The organism is Chryseolinea lacunae, assembly GCF_016735595.1.
Classification (GTDB): Bacteria; Bacteroidota; Bacteroidia; order Cytophagales; family Cyclobacteriaceae; genus Chryseolinea; species Chryseolinea lacunae.
On record NZ_JAERRB010000006.1, the window covers coordinates 1 to 18,004 of the forward strand.

At 45.7% G+C, this 18,004-nt stretch carries 10 protein-coding genes; all 10 read right to left on the minus strand.

The features are described from left to right. Positions 1-310: 310 nt before the first annotated feature. Complete coding sequence (locus tag JI741_RS17775) at positions 311-598, minus strand: hypothetical protein (protein ID WP_202012087.1); 288 nt, start codon at positions 596-598, stop codon at positions 311-313. A gap of 274 nt (positions 599-872) precedes the next feature. After that, a complete protein-coding gene (locus tag JI741_RS17780) occupies positions 873-1,790 on the minus strand; it encodes a DUF2167 domain-containing protein (RefSeq protein ID WP_202012089.1) in 918 nt (305 codons plus the stop codon). A gap of 157 nt (positions 1,791-1,947) precedes the next feature. After that, the gene (locus tag JI741_RS17785) at positions 1,948-3,351 is read right to left on the minus strand and encodes a putative outer membrane beta-barrel protein (RefSeq protein ID WP_202012091.1); all 1,404 of its coding nucleotides are present in this window, start codon (positions 3,349-3,351) and stop codon (positions 1,948-1,950) included. 79 nt (positions 3,352-3,430) lie between these two features. Then, the gene (locus JI741_RS17790) at positions 3,431-3,730 is read right to left on the minus strand and encodes a hypothetical protein (RefSeq protein ID WP_202012093.1); all 300 of its coding nucleotides are present in this window, start codon (positions 3,728-3,730) and stop codon (positions 3,431-3,433) included. A gap of 9 nt (positions 3,731-3,739) precedes the next feature. Next, entirely contained in the window at positions 3,740-8,209 is a 4,470-nt protein-coding gene (locus JI741_RS17795; RefSeq protein WP_202012095.1) for a DUF6443 domain-containing protein, read from the minus strand. A 16-nt stretch (positions 8,210-8,225) separates the two neighbouring features. Beyond that, entirely contained in the window at positions 8,226-12,239 is a 4,014-nt protein-coding gene (locus JI741_RS17800; RefSeq protein ID WP_202012097.1) for a PKD domain-containing protein, read from the minus strand. 57 nt (positions 12,240-12,296) lie between these two features. Then, positions 12,297-13,367 carry a hypothetical protein gene (locus JI741_RS17805; protein ID WP_202012100.1) on the minus strand — a complete coding sequence of 357 codons (1,071 nt, stop codon included), beginning with the start codon at positions 13,365-13,367 and terminating at the stop codon, positions 12,297-12,299. A 115-nt stretch (positions 13,368-13,482) separates the two neighbouring features. Beyond that, entirely contained in the window at positions 13,483-14,493 is a 1,011-nt protein-coding gene (locus JI741_RS17810; protein WP_202012102.1) for a hypothetical protein, read from the minus strand. A 606-nt stretch (positions 14,494-15,099) separates the two neighbouring features. Further along, positions 15,100-15,303, minus strand: a complete 204-nt coding sequence (locus JI741_RS17815) for a hypothetical protein (protein ID WP_202012104.1) — start codon at positions 15,301-15,303, stop codon at positions 15,100-15,102. Between the two features lie 193 nt (positions 15,304-15,496). Beyond that, entirely contained in the window at positions 15,497-17,911 is a 2,415-nt protein-coding gene (locus JI741_RS17820; protein ID WP_202012106.1) for an ABC transporter permease, read from the minus strand. Between the last annotated feature and the right edge of the window lie 93 nt (positions 17,912-18,004).

Here is an 18,004-nt window from a genome sequence, read left to right on the forward strand (position 1 = left end):
GGGCGTGCGAAGGATTCTGCGCGGCCACTCGCGAAGCCCTTGACTTATTTGGAGCGGGGGCTACCTTTGTCTAGTAGGAAGGAATCCCTAGCTCAACTGTCAGATCAAGTACTAGCTATTACACGTCATTTCAATTTGGGGTGTATCGCAATTTTCTGACGTGCCGGACACTATCCCTCTTATAGTACTTATGATATTTCGCTACTTTTTTTCTAGCACTCACTAATTTGTTCTGGGCCTACGCAAGACTGTTTACTGACACGGTTATGGCAATACAGACTCCAACCAGAAAAAAATACTTGCGCGCTTGTCACTTCTGTTTCAGTAATTCTTTCAACTGCATAAGGACCTTCTCTTTTTCTTCTTCCTCATCTGGTTTTAGCATAACATGCAGTATTATCGTACTTGTTAAATAGTCATATAAAAAGACAGATAGCCAACCAGAACTCCAAAAATCAACTTCGCCACCTTTTTCATTCGAGTCAAATGAAACCTGATTAAGATCACCAAAATCCCCGTCTTCGAAAAATCTGTAATTCACTTCGAAACTTTGAAGATAAGGTTCCACTTCCTCTTTAAACCAGCTGACATTTTTCATATTAATTTATATACAGGGGTTGGGGAGAAAGATTTCTTATTTGAGGCAGTATCTACCCCTTGCGTTAGAAATTAATCAAGAATTTCAACATGATCTTCTTTGTATTCAAGTCTTGGAATTGAAAAAATTCTATTTCTCAAGTAGCACACCAAGCCAAAACACCATTAACAATCTTCAGTATCGGATATTTTTTATCCCAATAGGTAACACCATCGTCCATCAGGATTTTTTTATACCAATGGACGATGGTGCTATGATTATTTTAGAACTTGAACTACACCACCGGCGGCGGCGCATCCGTTCCTCCAATATCGCGCACGGTAGGGGGCTCGACTTTGCGTTTCAGCCATTTGCGCGCGGCGGCAAAAGCTCCCACAATGGCAAGACCAATCAACTTGATGTTCTTCAACAACAGCGCAAGAATGCCAACCTTGGCCAACACTTTACCGGCCACCAGACCACCAATGGTCCACGCGGCCACTTCGTCGAGATCGGGATTGAAGTCGGAATATTTGTTGCCGTCGGAATAGCTGAACGACGACAGTACGGGGCTGATGTTTTTCTCTACGTCGGGAAGCTCGTCCATCGAGGCAACGGCGTTGAGCACAAGCACGCCTTTGCGGCCGAGGATGCGCACGTTGTAGTTAAGGGTGTTGGCTTCGGCGGTGCCGAATTTTATTTCTTTGGCCCAGTGAAGCACTTTTTTGTCGGCGTCATAGTAGGGCTTGGCTGCCCAGCCCACAATGGTGATGGGTTCGTAGCCTTCCTTTTCACGCTCCTTGTTTTCTTCTACGGTTTCCTCTTGCAGCTGGCCCAACATTTCGTCATAGTCGATGTCGTCGGCATCGTCGTCTTTCACGTGGCCCATTTCTTCGTAGCTGATGATGAAGGCCCACGACCGGCCATCGGTGATCGGAATTTCGTCGGGCAAGATCATGCCCAGCGTGCCCGAGCCTCCGGGGTTGCCCCACAGGTCGTGAATGACATATTCGGTTTGTTTGGCGTCGAGGTATCGAAATCCGGCGGGGACGTTCAGCGTTCCGATTTCATTTTCAAATTTGATTTCGCCATGCTGATAGTTGAACGTTGCCTCCAGGCTGTCCACAAACATTTGGGCACTGTCGACGGGAATTGTAAAGGCATGCGCCATGGTCATGCTAACGCACAACAAAAACGTGAGTAACGGTTTCATAGATAAAGGTTATGATGCCAAGAAAGATATTCTTTCCGACATCGCGAAGCCGTTGTAATGTTTCTTGCAAAAAAGCACCCCGCCAACTTTTCTCGGCAGTCACTCAAATCACATATTGCCGCACAATCGTGTCCATTTGTTCCTCCCATCAACGCAGCTACCTATTCGGGTCATAAAAGATCTTCTTTTTCCGTATAGCCAGCTCGCTAAGCTGAAAACCAACTCGAACCTGAAATCTCCTTGGATGCACTGGATTGTTATTGCTGTTGTTCAGGTTGTACAATGCCGTCAATGTTAAGTACAGCTTGGGATGCACAAGAAACTTCCTGCCAAGACCAACGAAGCAGTTGTTTTGCCAGGTCTTACGCGATTTGTCGTTGCCACTGGCTTTTATGCCACTTCGCTCAAACTCGCCATAGAGAAAGAATGACTTGAAAAAATCGTAGTGGATGAAGGCTTTGTAGCTGGTGTTTGAAGGAGAAACGTAGGAGGAACTTTTGATGCTATCGCTATACGTGAACCGGTAGTTCATGCCGACGCCCACCGAAAAATTCGTAGTGAATTTATACCCCACTTGTGGCGAGAAATCCAGTGAAAACGGTTGTGTACTCACCACATTGAAATTTCCGCCGATCAATAGGTGCTCTTTAAATGATTTCCCCTGCATTGACGTGCGCTTCACGGCCGTGCTCAAATCGTTTGAATCCGAAAATTCCTTGTACTTCGCCAGAATCTTGCTCACCTTTTGTTGCGCACCTTGCAACTCCTTGGTGTGGTTTGCGAAATGATCTACGGCCTGTCTTGCTGCCTCAGCTTTGCCTTTCTCCTTAAGTTGTTCGGGATTTGTATACTGCTCGTATTGTTGCTTATACTGATCAGTCATTCCCTCCAACGCTCTGGCCTCACTTATGCCTCCTCCTAAAGCTTTAGAGCCGAGAGCGTTTGCATATTTTTCAGATTGCTTTTCTGCTAGTTTGAAAACCTGCTCGGGGCTTGAATTGAAAACGGAGGACAACGTGTCGAAGCCTGGCGCGTGTTTGGCAAGTTCCTTCCAATCGGCGGTGTCCTTGCTGATTTGATATTTTTCGAGGAGATTTTGAAATCCGGGATATTGTTTTGCCTTTTGGACAGCTAGCTCTCTAACTTTGATGTTTGCTCTTTGCCGTATACTGTCTGTCGTTGATGAGTCTCTCAAGAAACTATACCATCTATTCAATTCGGTGCTCAAACTATCAGACCCTGAAACCTGTGGCCGAATCATCCCCTTTCTTGCAAGTTTTTTTTGCAAGTGTCGTTGTTTTGACTCTGCTTTAAAGGTACTGTCGAGCCTTCTTTTGTAACTTCTTTCTTGGTCATGCACAAACCGAGAACTGTCGCGCCTATAATACTTGTAGTATCTAACAAGTCGGCTATGGCCATTTCTTGTCGCGTTGAGTTTTTTTTGATGCCTTGGAGACAGCGAGATCGTGAAATCCTGACTATAGGCAGATGTTGTCAACAAAAAAACAAAAAAAACTGTGAATACTTCTAGTTCAAAAATTGATCTGATTTTTTCCAGCATTTTTATTTTTTTGATTGAATTTGCGAAAGCCCTTCGTTCTTCTGCAATTGAATGACTAGAGCCAATTACTGAACTTCATTCAAAGCAGGCGTTCATCTTTTAATTTCTCTTTCGTTTCGAATATCTTTTGCTTTAGCTCTTCATTATTGTAATAAACACCAGGATATTTTCCGAGATCTTCATTAAACTGAGAAAAACGACTTGAAACTTTTTCTAACTCTGAAAAGGCAGAGTATTCCAAAGGAGACAATGTATCATAGTCGATTTCCAAATCATACGAGCAATAAAATTCGTCGCAAAATACAGAAGCTGTTATTTGCTTTGCTAAGAACATATCAATTAATTGATACAGCCTCCTTTTATCGTCTTTAGGAAACATCACTAAAACTTATTTAGGTATTTTAAGCAAAGGTCCCATAGCATCGTTACTATACTTAAAGTGCATTATTGTATTAGTTGCTTGGTCGTACAAAACTTCAACATTATACAGCTTTCCATTCTTCCACATTTGAGAATAGTGCATCATTGCATTTGTCGCACTCCGTGGGTCTTTTACAACAGCCAGTGGGGCTTTAATAACATTGTCTAACGTTTGAACGGGTATCATACGACCTGCTTCATCCATATGAGCAGTAGCCGTTTTAGTAAAGTTAAATAACTCCCTACCCCCCTGAGCGGCTCCCGACTCTGCAGCTGCTCCTCCAGCAAGCGGAACAGCCCCACTTGCTACTGGCCGAGCACCGATAAATGGATTCGGTTTAGCGGCTAATGCGGCCGCTTCAGACGACCCAAATATAGCTCTAAAATAAGGAACTACAGGTGCACCAAGCCTGATGACAATACCCCCGGTTTCAGCTGCCGCAGCTCCTACCACAGTCTCGCCTATTGCTTTGGCTCCTCCCGCCACCGCTCTATAATTCTGCGGGCTTCCCCAGTCTGTAACACCAGCATTCGTGTTCCATACTTTAGCCGGGCCAAATAGCGATTGTCCGTATAATTTCCATAACCCACTCGCAAACGTCGAAGCATAATTTGCTGCTCCCAGCCCAAGATCGACAGTACTTCTGTAGGTACTCAAGGCAAAGTCCCGACCGTACTGGTACATCGCTGGGTTATTAACACCCAACAACGTATTGCTGAATTCCAGGCCCTCCAACTCTACACCATTGACTAATCTATTCTCACTAAACACATATGTACCATTGTACAAATACTTCTCCGCCAACGGATCCACTCCACCAAACCGTCCAATCGACGGATCATGCATCCTGTATTTATACTGATACAATCCCAAATCAAAATCCAAATCAGAGTCGCTCTGCAGTTCCTGGTTTTGAAACAAGTACCGGTTTCTGAGAGTCCTGCCATACACCGTTGGATTTGTGCCAACGGTTTTCAAACGATCGGCTTGATATTCATTGAACGATAGACCATACGGATAATAATCCGATGCCTGTAGCACCTGGAGGGTCGCATTGTTCTTCTGGTGCAGAATGCGGAAGTCGTCGAAGAACACATCTACGTTGATGTTGCCATCGCTCTCGTTGGCGACATACATATAGAGATAGCCATTTTTATTGGCCGTGAACGATCGGCTCAGTTTCTGAAAACCACTGGCAGCAGCATCAGAAACCGGCACAGCTGAAGAAGTCTGAAAGACATAGTTGTCGTCAAAGAAAAGATAAACGAGGTAGCTTCTTGGAATTAGAGTAGTATTTGACGGCATCGCAGCAGCAGCACCCGGCGCAACGGCTGTCATGTTCTGAAAAAGAACTGGTAGTTCGCTACTCTTTATGTTAAATGATGTGGTCACAGCCGAAGCCAACACAGCTGCTGTTACCATGTGGCTAAAGTTTTTGCCCGGGGAATATCGTGCATAAACCTCCATGTAAACCGCATCGCCCGACAGCACACGCAAACTTTTGGACATACCGATGGCCCCAAGACCCGTGTTCAAAAATCCATTGGCCACAGCCGCACTAACAGGCGCAGGAACCTGATCGCTAGGCTTTGTATAATTGAAAGTCCCTAAATCATTTGGAGGGTTCGGAAAATTGAATCCCTGGACATTTCTTTCATTTGCAATTACACTACCCTCAACCGTGGCAAGGTAGTTTACTGTTTCTTTCACTGATCCATACACAACGCGTACGTTGTTTTGATGATCTTTCAGAAGATATTCATAGTCATAGCCGGTCCCATTGTACACGGCCCTGCCTTCTGCAGTGCTTATAAAGGCAATCTTACCGTTGTCGAGCTGAATCCCTTCCACATAGTCAGTCTTTCCAACCTGGGTCGTTCCTACCTCAAACGTCTTACCCAGTTTTACCCCCAAGGCATCATATGTATATTTGATTCTCCGTGTGCTGGAATTTTGTGGTGTAAATTCTATTGCCGTGGGGAGGTTTAGGTGATTGTAGGTAATCGAACCTATCGTTTTGTTCAGGTCGCTTATCAAATTTCCGTTCCGGTCATACTGAACCTCATCCAATGTGTAGGGAATGCCTGGAGCGTCTGCAAAACCTTGCTTACCGGCAACGGCATCCGACACATTTAGCAGCTGATTGCCCGAATAGCGATAGGCCAGATTGTCGATGTTTGTCTTGGCTCCTGCAAGCCACCGGTAGCGTGACAACGCAGGTGTAGAAGTGCCGCCAATGTTTCCATTGCGATCGTACGATGACACCGCTTCATTGTAAGCACCGGTCTTTCCGCTCCAATTGGCGGCCTCATTCGTACCGTAGGTGGCTTGCTTGAAACGTTTAAAAATATCGTATGAATAGCCGTAGATGTTCTCCACCGGTGTGCCGGTTTTGGTATCGGTCTTCCATTTGATGGCCGCAATGTTGCCGTCAAATTTCTTATGCGCGTCAAACCCATTCACCGAAACCGATTGGTCGTATAGAAACTCCATGCCAAACACATCGTTCGTGTCGTCGTTCTTCACGCCGTCGTTGGTGAGCGTGCTGTTGTTGATGCTGGTGATCCACCCTCTGATGTTATAGCGGGTGTCGACGGATTGAAGGAAGGTTACGCCATTGTCTGTGGAGTGTATGTTTTTCTCAATCAGTTGTCCTAACTCATTGTAGCGATTGGACACCATTAACACCTTAGGGCCTGCGTCAATTTGATGCGACCGGGTCAAAAGACGTTTTGCGTCGTCGTATGTGTATTCTTCAACAACGGTTAGCGAATTTCCGGGCGAAGTGTGGGTGCTTTGGGATTTTAAGGGATTGCCAACAAAATCAAGGAGTGTGCTCGCCACATCCTGCCCGCCCAAATGATTTTCGGAGATGGTCTGAACGGTTCTGTATTGCTTGTCATAATAGGTGACACTATTCAACCAGCGGGAGTCATCCAGATTCTTGACCTTTGCCCCGGTCGCATAGCCCTTCACGGTCGTAGTGAAAACATCCGCCGTTGGTGTGAACCCGGAAACAGTTACGTAGGTATAGCTCAACCCTTGCGCATCCCAACCGGCATAGCCCTTAAAAGCATAGTCGTCATAGTATGAAATGGTGCGCAAATTTGCATCCGAATGCGAAGGAAAAGCGACGTTGGTGTAGCCGATGGCATTGGCGCTCGATCGGTCCTCATGGTGAACGGTGGCATTTGCGACGGCCGCTTCCAATGTAGTCTGCACGCCCGTGATGTAGCCCGTAAGAATGGTTCTGTTGTGAACGTCGTATTTGGTAAAGGTCCATTGACTGGTGGCGCTTTCGGTGGCACCTCGCTGGTTACCATCCTGTGTCAGCACCAGGCGGTCCCAATTGTCATAGATCATTTTAACGGATTCCGCTCCAGGAATTCGCTTGGATATTACACGACCATAAGCATCATAGGTATACTGAAAGGTTCTTAGGTTGAGAAACGCTTGTTTGTCGGCAACCGTAGCAGCTGCCGTATATTCTGCAAACCTGAAGGACGCGTCCGGTGGAAAAACAAAGACGGCATTCCCATAATCGTCATAGACGTGATAGGTGTCGTGCCATTCGGTTGGATCACCCAGTCGCTCAAGAATAACCTGGCCTTTAAAGTTGGTATACACCCGCTTTATCTGCCCACTTTCGTCCGTTGTCTCCTGCACTTGCAAGGTATTGACTGGATAAAAGTTGTTCGCTTGTATGGTTGGAAGCGATCCTGTTAGGGTTATCTTCTGTACCTCGTTGGCGTTGTTGAGTTTTAGTGTATTGGTGGTTGGTTTACTTTCCGCGTCGGTATGCCACGACCATCCCGCTCCGTAAGACTTTGTTACCCGATTGAGCGGAGAATCCTCAAATTCATTTTTTGAAAAGGGTTCACTATCTACAGCAACTCCTGCTGTTCCACTATAGAATTTAGCCTGTTCATTTATCGCATTCGTTCTAAACAACCCATTATTAGCAGAAGAAACATAGCTCAAATAGTTTATTGGTTCCCGGCCAAAGTTGCCGTATATGTGAAATTGAACTAAGTCAGACTTTCCTGGGCTTGCTTTCACATTCACGTCCTGAGAGCTCCTTCCCAGACCATCCACATAATTGTAGGTAAGTGACTTCGACCCAATTGGCAAAGCCGCGACTGCAGTCTCTGTAGTGATTCCTTTTACAAAAACAGTCTCCGTCCTCACATAATTTTTATCTTGACTTGGGGGAACATTACTGAGATCTATAGCCGCAGGTCGGGCATACCAGACTCCGTTCGTACCGTTGACAGAAAAACCAGGAGCAAGTATTACCTGCTTCGAAAATTGAAAGGAACTAGACGGTGTTCCCGTTTGAATACTATTGTTGCTATTGATGTAGATGAAGTTTTGCGCGTGAATTCCATGTAATGAAAACCCGCCGCAAAAGAGTGTCAGTAAAAATATCTTTCTCATTTTCTTGTAACTTTTATCAACAACCCGAACTAGATGCTACCACGGTTAATTGTGTGACTGATGACGGCTCAGATTCTCCACCACACTTATCAATTAATATGACCCTAACATTGAAGTAGACCGTACCACAACTTCCCGTTGTACGGCTACCAAATTCCTCCGGGGCATAAGAACTCGGCACCGTTGTCGTATTATATGCACTCCACGGAATCGTTACTGTGCCACCACATACTCGCTGAAATTCCCATCTATAGCTAACTGTTCCCGCTCCAGTAATGCAACCACCCGTGCCAGTGGCCTTAAGGATCGTTGGACTACTATAGGAATTGTTGACCGATGATGCACATGTCCCAAAGCGAAGCACTGTTTGTGAGCATTTATTTACCTGCGTTGGACCATCCGCACACATGCTAACCGTCATTTTTGGATGGATCGTTATCTGTTTTGAAATTGAGATTGGGTTTCTTTCCGTAGAGGAAACGGTCAAGGTCACGCTGTAGGTACCCGCCGCCGTGAAACTGTGGGTAGTACTGCTGGTGGTTGTGGTTGTCTGAATGCCGTCTCCAAAATCCCATTTATAGGAAACCGTAAAATCCCCCGGATAATCAAAGGCACTTGCGAAAGTCAGTGTTTTCTCCACATAAGGGCTTCCCTGAATAGAAAGGTCAGCATTCAAATCATCATTTTCGTTGTAATAATGATATCTAAAGCGACCTAAAATATTGTTCTCATTGTCCTTGGTATACCGCAGTCTTTGAAATCCATCATAAAAAAATGATGTTGCTATTCCGTTTGGATCGGTTACCGCGCTCAGTCCACCACTTCCATACGTATAGGTGGTGGTGTGCGACGATGCACCTGGGTTCGCTGTGAAGTCTGTTATCAAAGACTTGCTGGTGGGGTCCCACACATAGGCGGAAACAGTTCCATCGAGAGATGTTTGCTGTAAAACATTTCCCGTCGAAACGTCATAGCCAGAGTAGGCATGAAGACGTCTCATGCGTGAATCTATCACAAACAAATTCGATCCAGGCACAGAAGACTCCTTGTATGCATCGGCCTCCAGTGCCGCCGATCCCTTCATACCCCAAACTTCTTTAGGGCGTACATATTTTATCGAGCCATTTACACAGTTAATGAATTTATAACAAACGGCGGACTGAAGTTTGGAAACTCCTGCAGTTTCAATAAAAGTTGAAGTCTCAACCGCAGTAGACAATTGATTTGCTTTTCGAAGGTGCACCAAGGCGTTGACCTCATCTTGTGCCGCATTCTCGTTCATGCAGCCATTGAGTTGGTTCTCGCAGTTTCTCAAACATGCTGCAATATCTCCGGAATCGGTCAACCCAGCACAACCCGTTTTGCAATTCACGTATGTCGAAACACATGTCTTAGGGTAGATATAATCATCATGTGTAGTGAATTTTGTCTTCGCTATAATTTTGGTTGACAGATCACTTTCTCGCGTGGTTGAAGTTTGGACGACTTGCATGAAATCTTTATCATAGCTAAAATCTGTAAGCGTAACCGCACTTTTTGCCAAGTCACTTTGATCATATACCGTTTCCTTCTTCTGCGTCAGCACTATCCAATCTGACGAATATGAATTCCTGGCAAACCGGTAGCGTTGTTCCGCGTTAACCTCCAGTCCTCGCCAGAACGACACGCTTTCAGATGTTTTCCAGGTAAAGGATCCTCCTTTGAAACCCCAAACTATTTCCGGTTTGTAGCCAAGAATATTGATGTCATAGACATAGGCCGTTTCCTGAATGGGTACAACGCCTCCTTTCTTAAAGACCTGATGCAATTCAATTTGCCCCCTGAAGTAGTCTCTCTCCAGGCTCTTGGGGAACGGAAAAATATTCGTCATCGCGACACCATTGTTCTCTGCCGGAATTGAGTAGATTGACGAATTTGTATTTGCGCTATTCTTAAACTTAAATATTTCAAAGCCTGTATTGACATCGCCAGCCTTGACACCATGGTAAACTTTAACCTGATCATTTATCTGCACAACGCCATGGGGCCGAACGAATGATTCATTTTGGGCTGTCGTGGATATGACCTGGTACTTCATCCACGAGTTTTCGCCATCGTGCGATTCCAGAAAATCCTCGTATGAAGTGAATATCCCTCCCCCCACGGTAACGGTGTGCAAATATTCTATTTCCTTTTGCGATGTCACCAAATCGTTTTCATCAAGGTCCTGTACAAACTGCAGCTTTGGAATTGGTGTTACTGCATCAACTATTGGATAGTAGACAAATTTTGTCGAACCTCCTGTTGGATACTTCATCCTTGTTAAAATTCCACTCAACGGCACTCTATTGGAAGACAAGTCAATAGTTATTCCCTGGGAAACTTTTGCAGCCTTACCGGTTTGCAAAACATAGTCAAAAATCCCGCCGCTGTTACTCCGTGCAAATCCGGAGCCATCGTGCAGCATCGTGGTACGCCGTTTTAATGGCGTACTTTCGTATTGAAATTCATACAGCTTAATTGGCTTAAGGGTGGCACCTGTAGGCACCTCTTCGATAGACTGCAAGAACAAACGCTTATAATTGTAGTCACGTAGCCCCTCATATACATACTTGCGTAAAAGGGGATTTGATACTTGTGAAGCACTAAATGCCTTCACAAAATTAGCGTAGTACGCCGTACCGGGTTGAGTAAAAATTCCCAACTCCTTCATCAACCTCGCTTCACTCACCCAAAAGTAATCGTTGGCCTCATCGGCCAGTTGCGTCGTATAGTTTAGTTTTACAGACTTTTCGCCCATAACACCGTTGTAAAGTGTAATCAAATCATATCTCACACCATTGGGAAGATCTTCCCTTGGAGAGCCCTTTGCAAAAACAATACTGCGGTTTGTGGACGATTTAATATCCACAAGACGACGGCTATTTTCAGTGATAATTGTGTGATATAGATTTACACTTCCTGGGGTCCATTTGTATTTGACCGGATCAAACCACGTTGTAGGTTCAGTAATAAGGACCATAGGAGGGACCGCAGGCGCCGAGCCTGGGACGGATGCTGGAAATTTCAAAACTACCGGAAGGCTTTTTTCAGCGTTGTTATACACGTACCTATTCAACGTCGCACCCAAAGGAAAAACGCGAATAGCACTTGGCCTTGTTGCATAAACCACGTCTCCATCGGCCGCGGCATAAGTAAATGTCATTGTTTCTCCGGATGGAGTCGTGATAGACACCAAATGCCATTTGGAGTTGTACTTTCCGATGACCTTTTCATGTGTAATCGGGTTGCTTTCATTAACAGAACTTATGCCGTTATTCAAATCCGATCCCGCAACCTGAGTCATGTTATATCTGAATCCGATCGAAAGAGTCTCCATCATAGTCTCCTCTACGGCTATGGATGTAGAACCTCCGAAAACATATTTAATACCGTCTTCTGTTATTACTGTGAATTTGTCAATCTTATTGTTAACAAGTTCATATGCAATAGAAACTTTCTCACGGGGAATTGGCACCGCTTGCTTGGATTTATTGAACACAAATTTGATCGTTCGTCCAAGTATATTGATGCTAAACTCATCGGGTTGCCCATCCCGCTCGTTCTTTTGACTGTAATCAGACCATGCCATTTTTCCCTGATCGTCGACATTGAAGTAGTTAGTTTCATTGCTATATTTCCAATAGCCATTGTCCACATCTTCATCTGGTAAACCATTCATTTCCCGATATATATACCCTCCTGCATTCAGGCTCCATTTAATCCCAACGGGTCCTGAAATTTCATCTGTCCTTACGCCGGAGGCGTCATAGCTGAGACTTATAGGCACCTCCAGTTCCCTTCCTTTCAGCGTCAGGAGGGGGATAGATACCTCTGGAAGCCCCGTAAAATAATTGATCGGAACATTGCCAAACGTTCCAAGCGTTGCCGACTTGCTTTTTTGGGGAATAAAATTCTTATAATATTCACTATTCAGATACTCACCAATTTGACCAGATACATGCAAAGTGGTGGCCAAAAAAATTGTACAACAAAGTAATATGAAACGCATAAATTTTCTAGGGAAAAATTTCTAAGTGCAACATTGTTAGACAGTTCAACCAATATGTTATTTGATTTTTGCTTTTAAAAGCTCAAGCTCCCGCTGTTGGTTTTTTATCATCTCCATCTGGGCCAGTATATCTTTCTGCTGCTGAATTGTGTAAAGGGTTAATTCCTCGACTTTCTTCAGCAAGATTAAATTCATGTCTCCCAGATCCAATCCGTTTTTCTCCATTTCCTTGGCGGAGGGCACTTCAGGCAAATGTTTGTTTTGTTGAATGAACGCATTGAGTTCAAAAAGAGAAGGGAGTTTATAGTCGCTTTCAAAAACATAATCCGGACCCGCTACATTCAGATCTACTCGAACAGACTTAGCATGCACGTCGCCATTAACGGTTAGGTATGCATCGGGATTTGCTGTGGCAATGCCAACATATCCCGTGCCTTTGACTATAAATGCCGTGGTGTTTCCCCCCACGTCGCGAACTCTAAAAAAATGGCTATTATTGGCGTTAGTGCCATTCACAAAGCTTTGAACATCCACAGACAAACCGCTTATCGGAGTAGAGGTTGACGGCACGTAAATATGAAAATTTGAAGAGGGTGCAACGGTGCCAAGGCCCAATTTCCCATCCTTTTGGAGTCGCATCAATTCACCATTGTTAGTACTATAGTCGATTGTGGAATTGTCTGAAGACAGCCAGCGGAACGGTGAACCTACAGCATTCGGGCCATTTAATCCAAAATTAATAGCGGCATTCGACTCTAAAACCAACCCGCTGCGATAATTTGAGATCGTGGCAAAGGAATAAATCAAATTAGAATAAGCGTTACCAGGATCTTCAATTCGAAATTTTCCGCCTCCACCTAACGTTAATTTTTGCGTCGGTGTCGTTGTACCTATTCCCAGATATCCGCTATTCAAAAGTGTCATTTGAGGCGTCGAGCCTGAAGTTTGAAATTGAATTCCATATCCGGCTGTACCTATTATTTTTTCGCCACTGCCGTAAAATTGAATTCCTCGATCTGCCACGTTAATAGACAAATTTCCGCCTACCCACGTTTGGGCTAACGAAAAATGCGCTGTAAAGACCATGCCGATTAGAGTGGTGATGAATGTAGATTTGAGGTTTTTCATTCTATTTAAATTAATATTCTTAGCCAAGAGTTGTACTTCTTATAACGTATTTCTTTCAGTCTGAATCTCTGTGGCAAGTGAACGCAGAGAAATTCACTTAAATACAAACCAACATTCAATTGTCAGATTTCAGGGTTTCCACTTCAACTTTGAGTGTTTTGTTCTCAACCTTCAGATTTTCAATTTCCTTTTTCAAATCTATCAGATAAAGGGTAAGCTCTTCGATCTTCTGTAGTAGCTTCACGTCCATTTTACCAAGCTCGACACCTTCGCTTTTCATTTCTTCCGCAGAAGCGATTCCAGGCAAGTGTTTGTGTTCCTTGATATATTGATCCACGTCCTTTAGATCTTTAAGTGAATAGTCATTGTCAAAAACAAAATCAGCGCCCGCATCTACGGTGACTCTTACCTCTCTGGCGTTAATATCGCCGGCCACGGTGAGTTTAGCATAAGGATTGGGATTTGTAGTGCCTATTCCAACGTTACCGTTGTAGGTTACCACCATGCGAGCTGCACCATTTGTAAAAATTTTCAGTCCTGCATGAGCCGATAAGTAACCGGAGGCGGCTCCTGACAGCCAAGAGTCCGGATACCAGCCCAATGAGTAATTTCCAACGGATTTGCCATCGTAGGTGAATTTGTCGGTGGCTGTACTCATACCAAAAGCAGACTGCTGTGATATGTTAACATTACCCGTCACGAAAGCATTGCCATAGACGCATAGCTTTTCATAAGGGGTCATGAATCCGATCCCTACATTTCCATTTGGATCAACCTGAATGGCCTCCGTAATAACACCACTGTTTGTTGTTCGGATTCGCAAAGACGTGGAGCCCGAGGTATCAGACCGCCTGGCCTGAAGGAAGGTCATGTCTCCTCCGTTATAAGGTGCCATAAAAATATGGCCAGGCAAATATAGGGACTGACCAGTACCAAGTGTGGTACTTTCCGCGAGATAAATGTCGCCTGGACCCGAAACATCAAATCTTCCACGAGAATTGACGTTTGTGCCTATCCGAACATTTCCATTGTAATAAATGTAGGTGGTTTGATTGTTCCATTGGGCATTTACTGTTTGCACTCCGTAAAGTCCGAGAGTTAAGATCGCAAAGAATAGTTTTCTCATATATATATATATGGTTTTTCAAATACACATTATATTCCATCTCCTCAGTAGCCATTGCATAGCAATAACGTTGTTGTTCTCGGCCAACAAGGGGCAAATTATAGTTTATAGAGTGGCTTGGAATTTCTGGAAATCGCAAAAAAACAACAAAGTTTAAACAATACGATCTTTTATTTGCAGCTCCAAATTATCAGCAGCAAGAAGGATATTTCTTACATGAAATAAAAATCATTCCTCGACATAAAACATACGCTTCAAAGTCTGCCGTATCAGTGAAATGTCTTAACGGGGCACTATTATTACCATCAATGAGATAGGCGACTTTGCTTAAAGAAATAATGCATTGTTGCCAATTCCGAATTTAAAAGAATTCCCCACTTTCTTACATGGCATCATGGTGAAGCCAGCAACTATTTTATACAAAGGGACTCTTTCTTGCTGAAAATTGTTCCCAAGGGGAAGACTGAATTACAACCAAATGCTTTAATAATAGAAACAATTTAGATCCCATCTCTTCGCGTGTTTCGCACGAGATCGATTAGGCTCTCGTCAAAGGACAAATTTGAGTGAAGCAACAAAGTGCCTTTCTACCCTAACTACCTCTCCTCACTTCGTCATCACCTGAAAAGCACGTTCACCATTCTGCTCCACTTCTTTCACCACCCGGGTCTGTTTCAATTCTTCCAGCATCTGGTTGATGGCCGGTTCGTGGGTGGCGCCGAGGTGGGCCAGGATTTCGCCGTGGGTTTTGATGTCGTTGGGGGCTTTGCGGAAGCTGGTGATGAAGTTCAGGATGTCGATCTTTTTCATGGTCGTGCCAAATGTAACAATATACTGCCCTACCCCATTTCAATCTGTGTGCCACGGCAAAAATGCGTTCACACCGCCTGCAACGGGCCGGCTAGTAAAGACCGTGTTCAAATCCGGATTTTGATGTGCGCTGGCGGGCATGGCAATGCAAATCCGTTTTCCCCAACGGATAATGAAACACCACCCCATTTCGTCACTCCTGCTTCAATGCCTTTGCGGGATTTGCCAGGGCCGACTTCACCGTCTGGAAGCTCACCGTGGTGAGGGCCAGCAGCAGGATTATGGCCACGGGAAATAAAAATATCCAGGCGTTCAGGGTGATGCGCACGGCGTAGTTGGCGAGCCAGGCGTCCATGGCGAAGTAGGCCAACGGCATGGCTATTACGGCGGAGATAAGCACCACTTTGGCAAAGTCGCGAGAGAGCAGTCTCACTATTTGGAGCACCGATGCGCCCAGCACTTTGCGGATGCCGATTTCTTTTGTGCGCTGCACAATGGTGAACGACGACAAGCCAAACAAACCGAGACAGGCTATGAAAACTGCCAGTGCCGAAAAGGTTCCGATCACGCTTCCAAACTGCGCATCGGCGCGGTATTGCTGATTGTAGTTGTCGTCGAGGAAGAAATAGTGAAAGATACTGTTGGGATACACGTCAGCCCAAACCTGCTTCACGTCGGCGACGGCTTGTGTAACGTCCTGCCCTTTGAGGCGTATGGCAAAATAACTTGGCCAATCGGTGTAGCTGAACAACATGGGTATGTGTTCTTCCTTGGGCGACCGCTGGTAGAAATTTTTCAATACCCCGGCGATCACTGCGGGCTCGCCTTTCCAGCGCGTATAGTAGTCGAGCCGGCTGCCGATAGCTTCTTCCGCATTTGCAAAACCCAGGCGACGCACGGCCTCTTCGTTGATGATCACCTTGTCGATGTTCGGGCTGCCGCTTTCGAAGTTGCTGCCCGCTACGAGTTTCATGCCCAGTGTTGGCACAAAGTCGGCGTCGATAGAGAACACATAATAGTTATAGCTTCCGCCTTCGTTTTTGTGGCCAAGGCGTTTCACGTTGTTGGTGGTGGCCAGTTCGTGCAGGCTCAGGCCCGGCAGCGACGTGGTTTGTGCCACACCCTGAACCACGGGTCGACGCAACAACTCCGTTTTCAAACTTTGGGCGGCCGACCGATAGAGCGAGTCGGAAAGTTCGAGGTCGGGTGCACGCACAATCAGCGTCTGATCGATGCTCATGCCCAGGTCGTATTTGCGCAGGTAGGTGATCTGAAGATAGACCGTGCACATGCAGGCCAGCAAAATTACCGTGGCGGCAAATTGAAACACCACAAGGGCCTGTCGCAACCGCTGGCCGTGTGTGGATGAACGGAATTTTCCTTTCAGTACCGTGGCAGGGTTGAAGGATGACAGCACAAAGGCCGGATACAATCCCGACAAGATCGATCCTGCCAACAGCAGGGCCGACCACAACATCCAAAAGGTGGTGTCGTCCAGCACGTGCATGGATAGCGGTTGACCTGTGAGCTGACGAAATAAGGGCAACGCGGTTTGAAAAAGTGCCAATGCCAGAAGCGACGCCAGGCCGTTCACTAAGACTGCTTCGGAGAGGAATTGAAAAATCAACTGCGACTTTAACGAACCCATCACTTTGCGTATGCCCACCTCGCGCGCACGTTCCATGGCGCGGGCTGTTGACAGGTTGATGTAGTTTACCCAGGCAATGATGATGATGAAGACGGCGATGAGCATCAAAAACGAAACGGTGCGTGCATTGCCGTTCACTTCGGGTTCAAATGTTTTGTGTGAGTATAAATGTATGTCGCGCATGGGCTCGGCGGCGAGACGGTCTTTGTTGATTTTATCTTTCATCGTTTCCGAGAAAGCTACCAGCTTTTTGTTGAAGGCGTCTACGTCGGTGCCCGGCTTCATTTTGAGGTAAGTAAATTCGTTATTGTTTTCCCAGGTGTCGTCTTTGTACCAGGGATGTCTCTTCATCACGCTGGTGTGTGACAACAGGATGTTGAATTTCAAGTGCGTGTTGGGAGGCACGTCGGCCATGACGCCGGAGACGTGGTAGAGCATCCGATCGATTTCCAGTGGCTCGCCCACCACGTCGGTGCGACCAAAATATTTGAGGGCGTTCGATTCGGAGATGACGGCCAGCATCGGCGCGGTGAGCGCAGTGGTGGTGTCGCCGGTGAGCAGGCGAACGGCAAACATGTCGAACGCCGAAGGGTCGGCAAAGTAGATGCCTTCATCCAGGAATTTACGGTCGCCTGTTTTTATTTCCTGCAGGCCATCGTTGTGAAACATGCGTGCGTAGTCGACCACTTCCGGCATTTTTTCTTTCAGACCGGGGCCGGTCATGGCGTAGGTTTCGCAGTCGGTCACCACATATTCCGAGCCGTTGTAGAGATCGAGGGTCATGCGAAAAATATTCTCCGCGTTTTTGTTATACCCTTCGTAGCTGTGTTCGAACCTGACATAGTGCACAATAAACAGAAACGCCGCCAGGCCCACAGCGAGGCCCACAATGTTGATGAATGAAAACGCTTTGTTTTTGAGAAGGGAGCGGTAGGCGATGCGCAGATAGTTCCGGATCATTTCGACGTGTTTAAGAGGTGTGGTCCATGCCACGTTCCAATATCAATGCCACGTTGAAAAGGCGCCGTGGCGTAGAAAAAGGGACATCTGTGA

Coding starts and splice junctions, on each gene's coding strand:
- JI741_RS17775 (WP_202012087.1), bottom strand. CDS start 598: ATGAAAAATGTCAGCTGGTTTAAAGAGGAAGTGGAACCTTATCTTCAA.
- JI741_RS17780 (WP_202012089.1), bottom strand. CDS start 1,790: ATGAAACCGTTACTCACGTTTTTGTTGTGCGTTAGCATGACCATGGCG.
- JI741_RS17785 (WP_202012091.1), bottom strand. CDS start 3,351: ATGCTGGAAAAAATCAGATCAATTTTTGAACTAGAAGTATTCACAGTT.
- JI741_RS17790 (WP_202012093.1), bottom strand. CDS start 3,730: ATGTTTCCTAAAGACGATAAAAGGAGGCTGTATCAATTAATTGATATG.
- JI741_RS17795 (WP_202012095.1), bottom strand. CDS start 8,209: ATGAGAAAGATATTTTTACTGACACTCTTTTGCGGCGGGTTTTCATTA.
- JI741_RS17800 (WP_202012097.1), bottom strand. CDS start 12,239: ATGCGTTTCATATTACTTTGTTGTACAATTTTTTTGGCCACCACTTTG.
- JI741_RS17805 (WP_202012100.1), bottom strand. CDS start 13,367: ATGAAAAACCTCAAATCTACATTCATCACCACTCTAATCGGCATGGTC.
- JI741_RS17810 (WP_202012102.1), bottom strand. CDS start 14,493: ATGAGAAAACTATTCTTTGCGATCTTAACTCTCGGACTTTACGGAGTG.
- JI741_RS17815 (WP_202012104.1), bottom strand. CDS start 15,303: ATGAAAAAGATCGACATCCTGAACTTCATCACCAGCTTCCGCAAAGCC.
- JI741_RS17820 (WP_202012106.1), bottom strand. CDS start 17,911: ATGATCCGGAACTATCTGCGCATCGCCTACCGCTCCCTTCTCAAAAAC.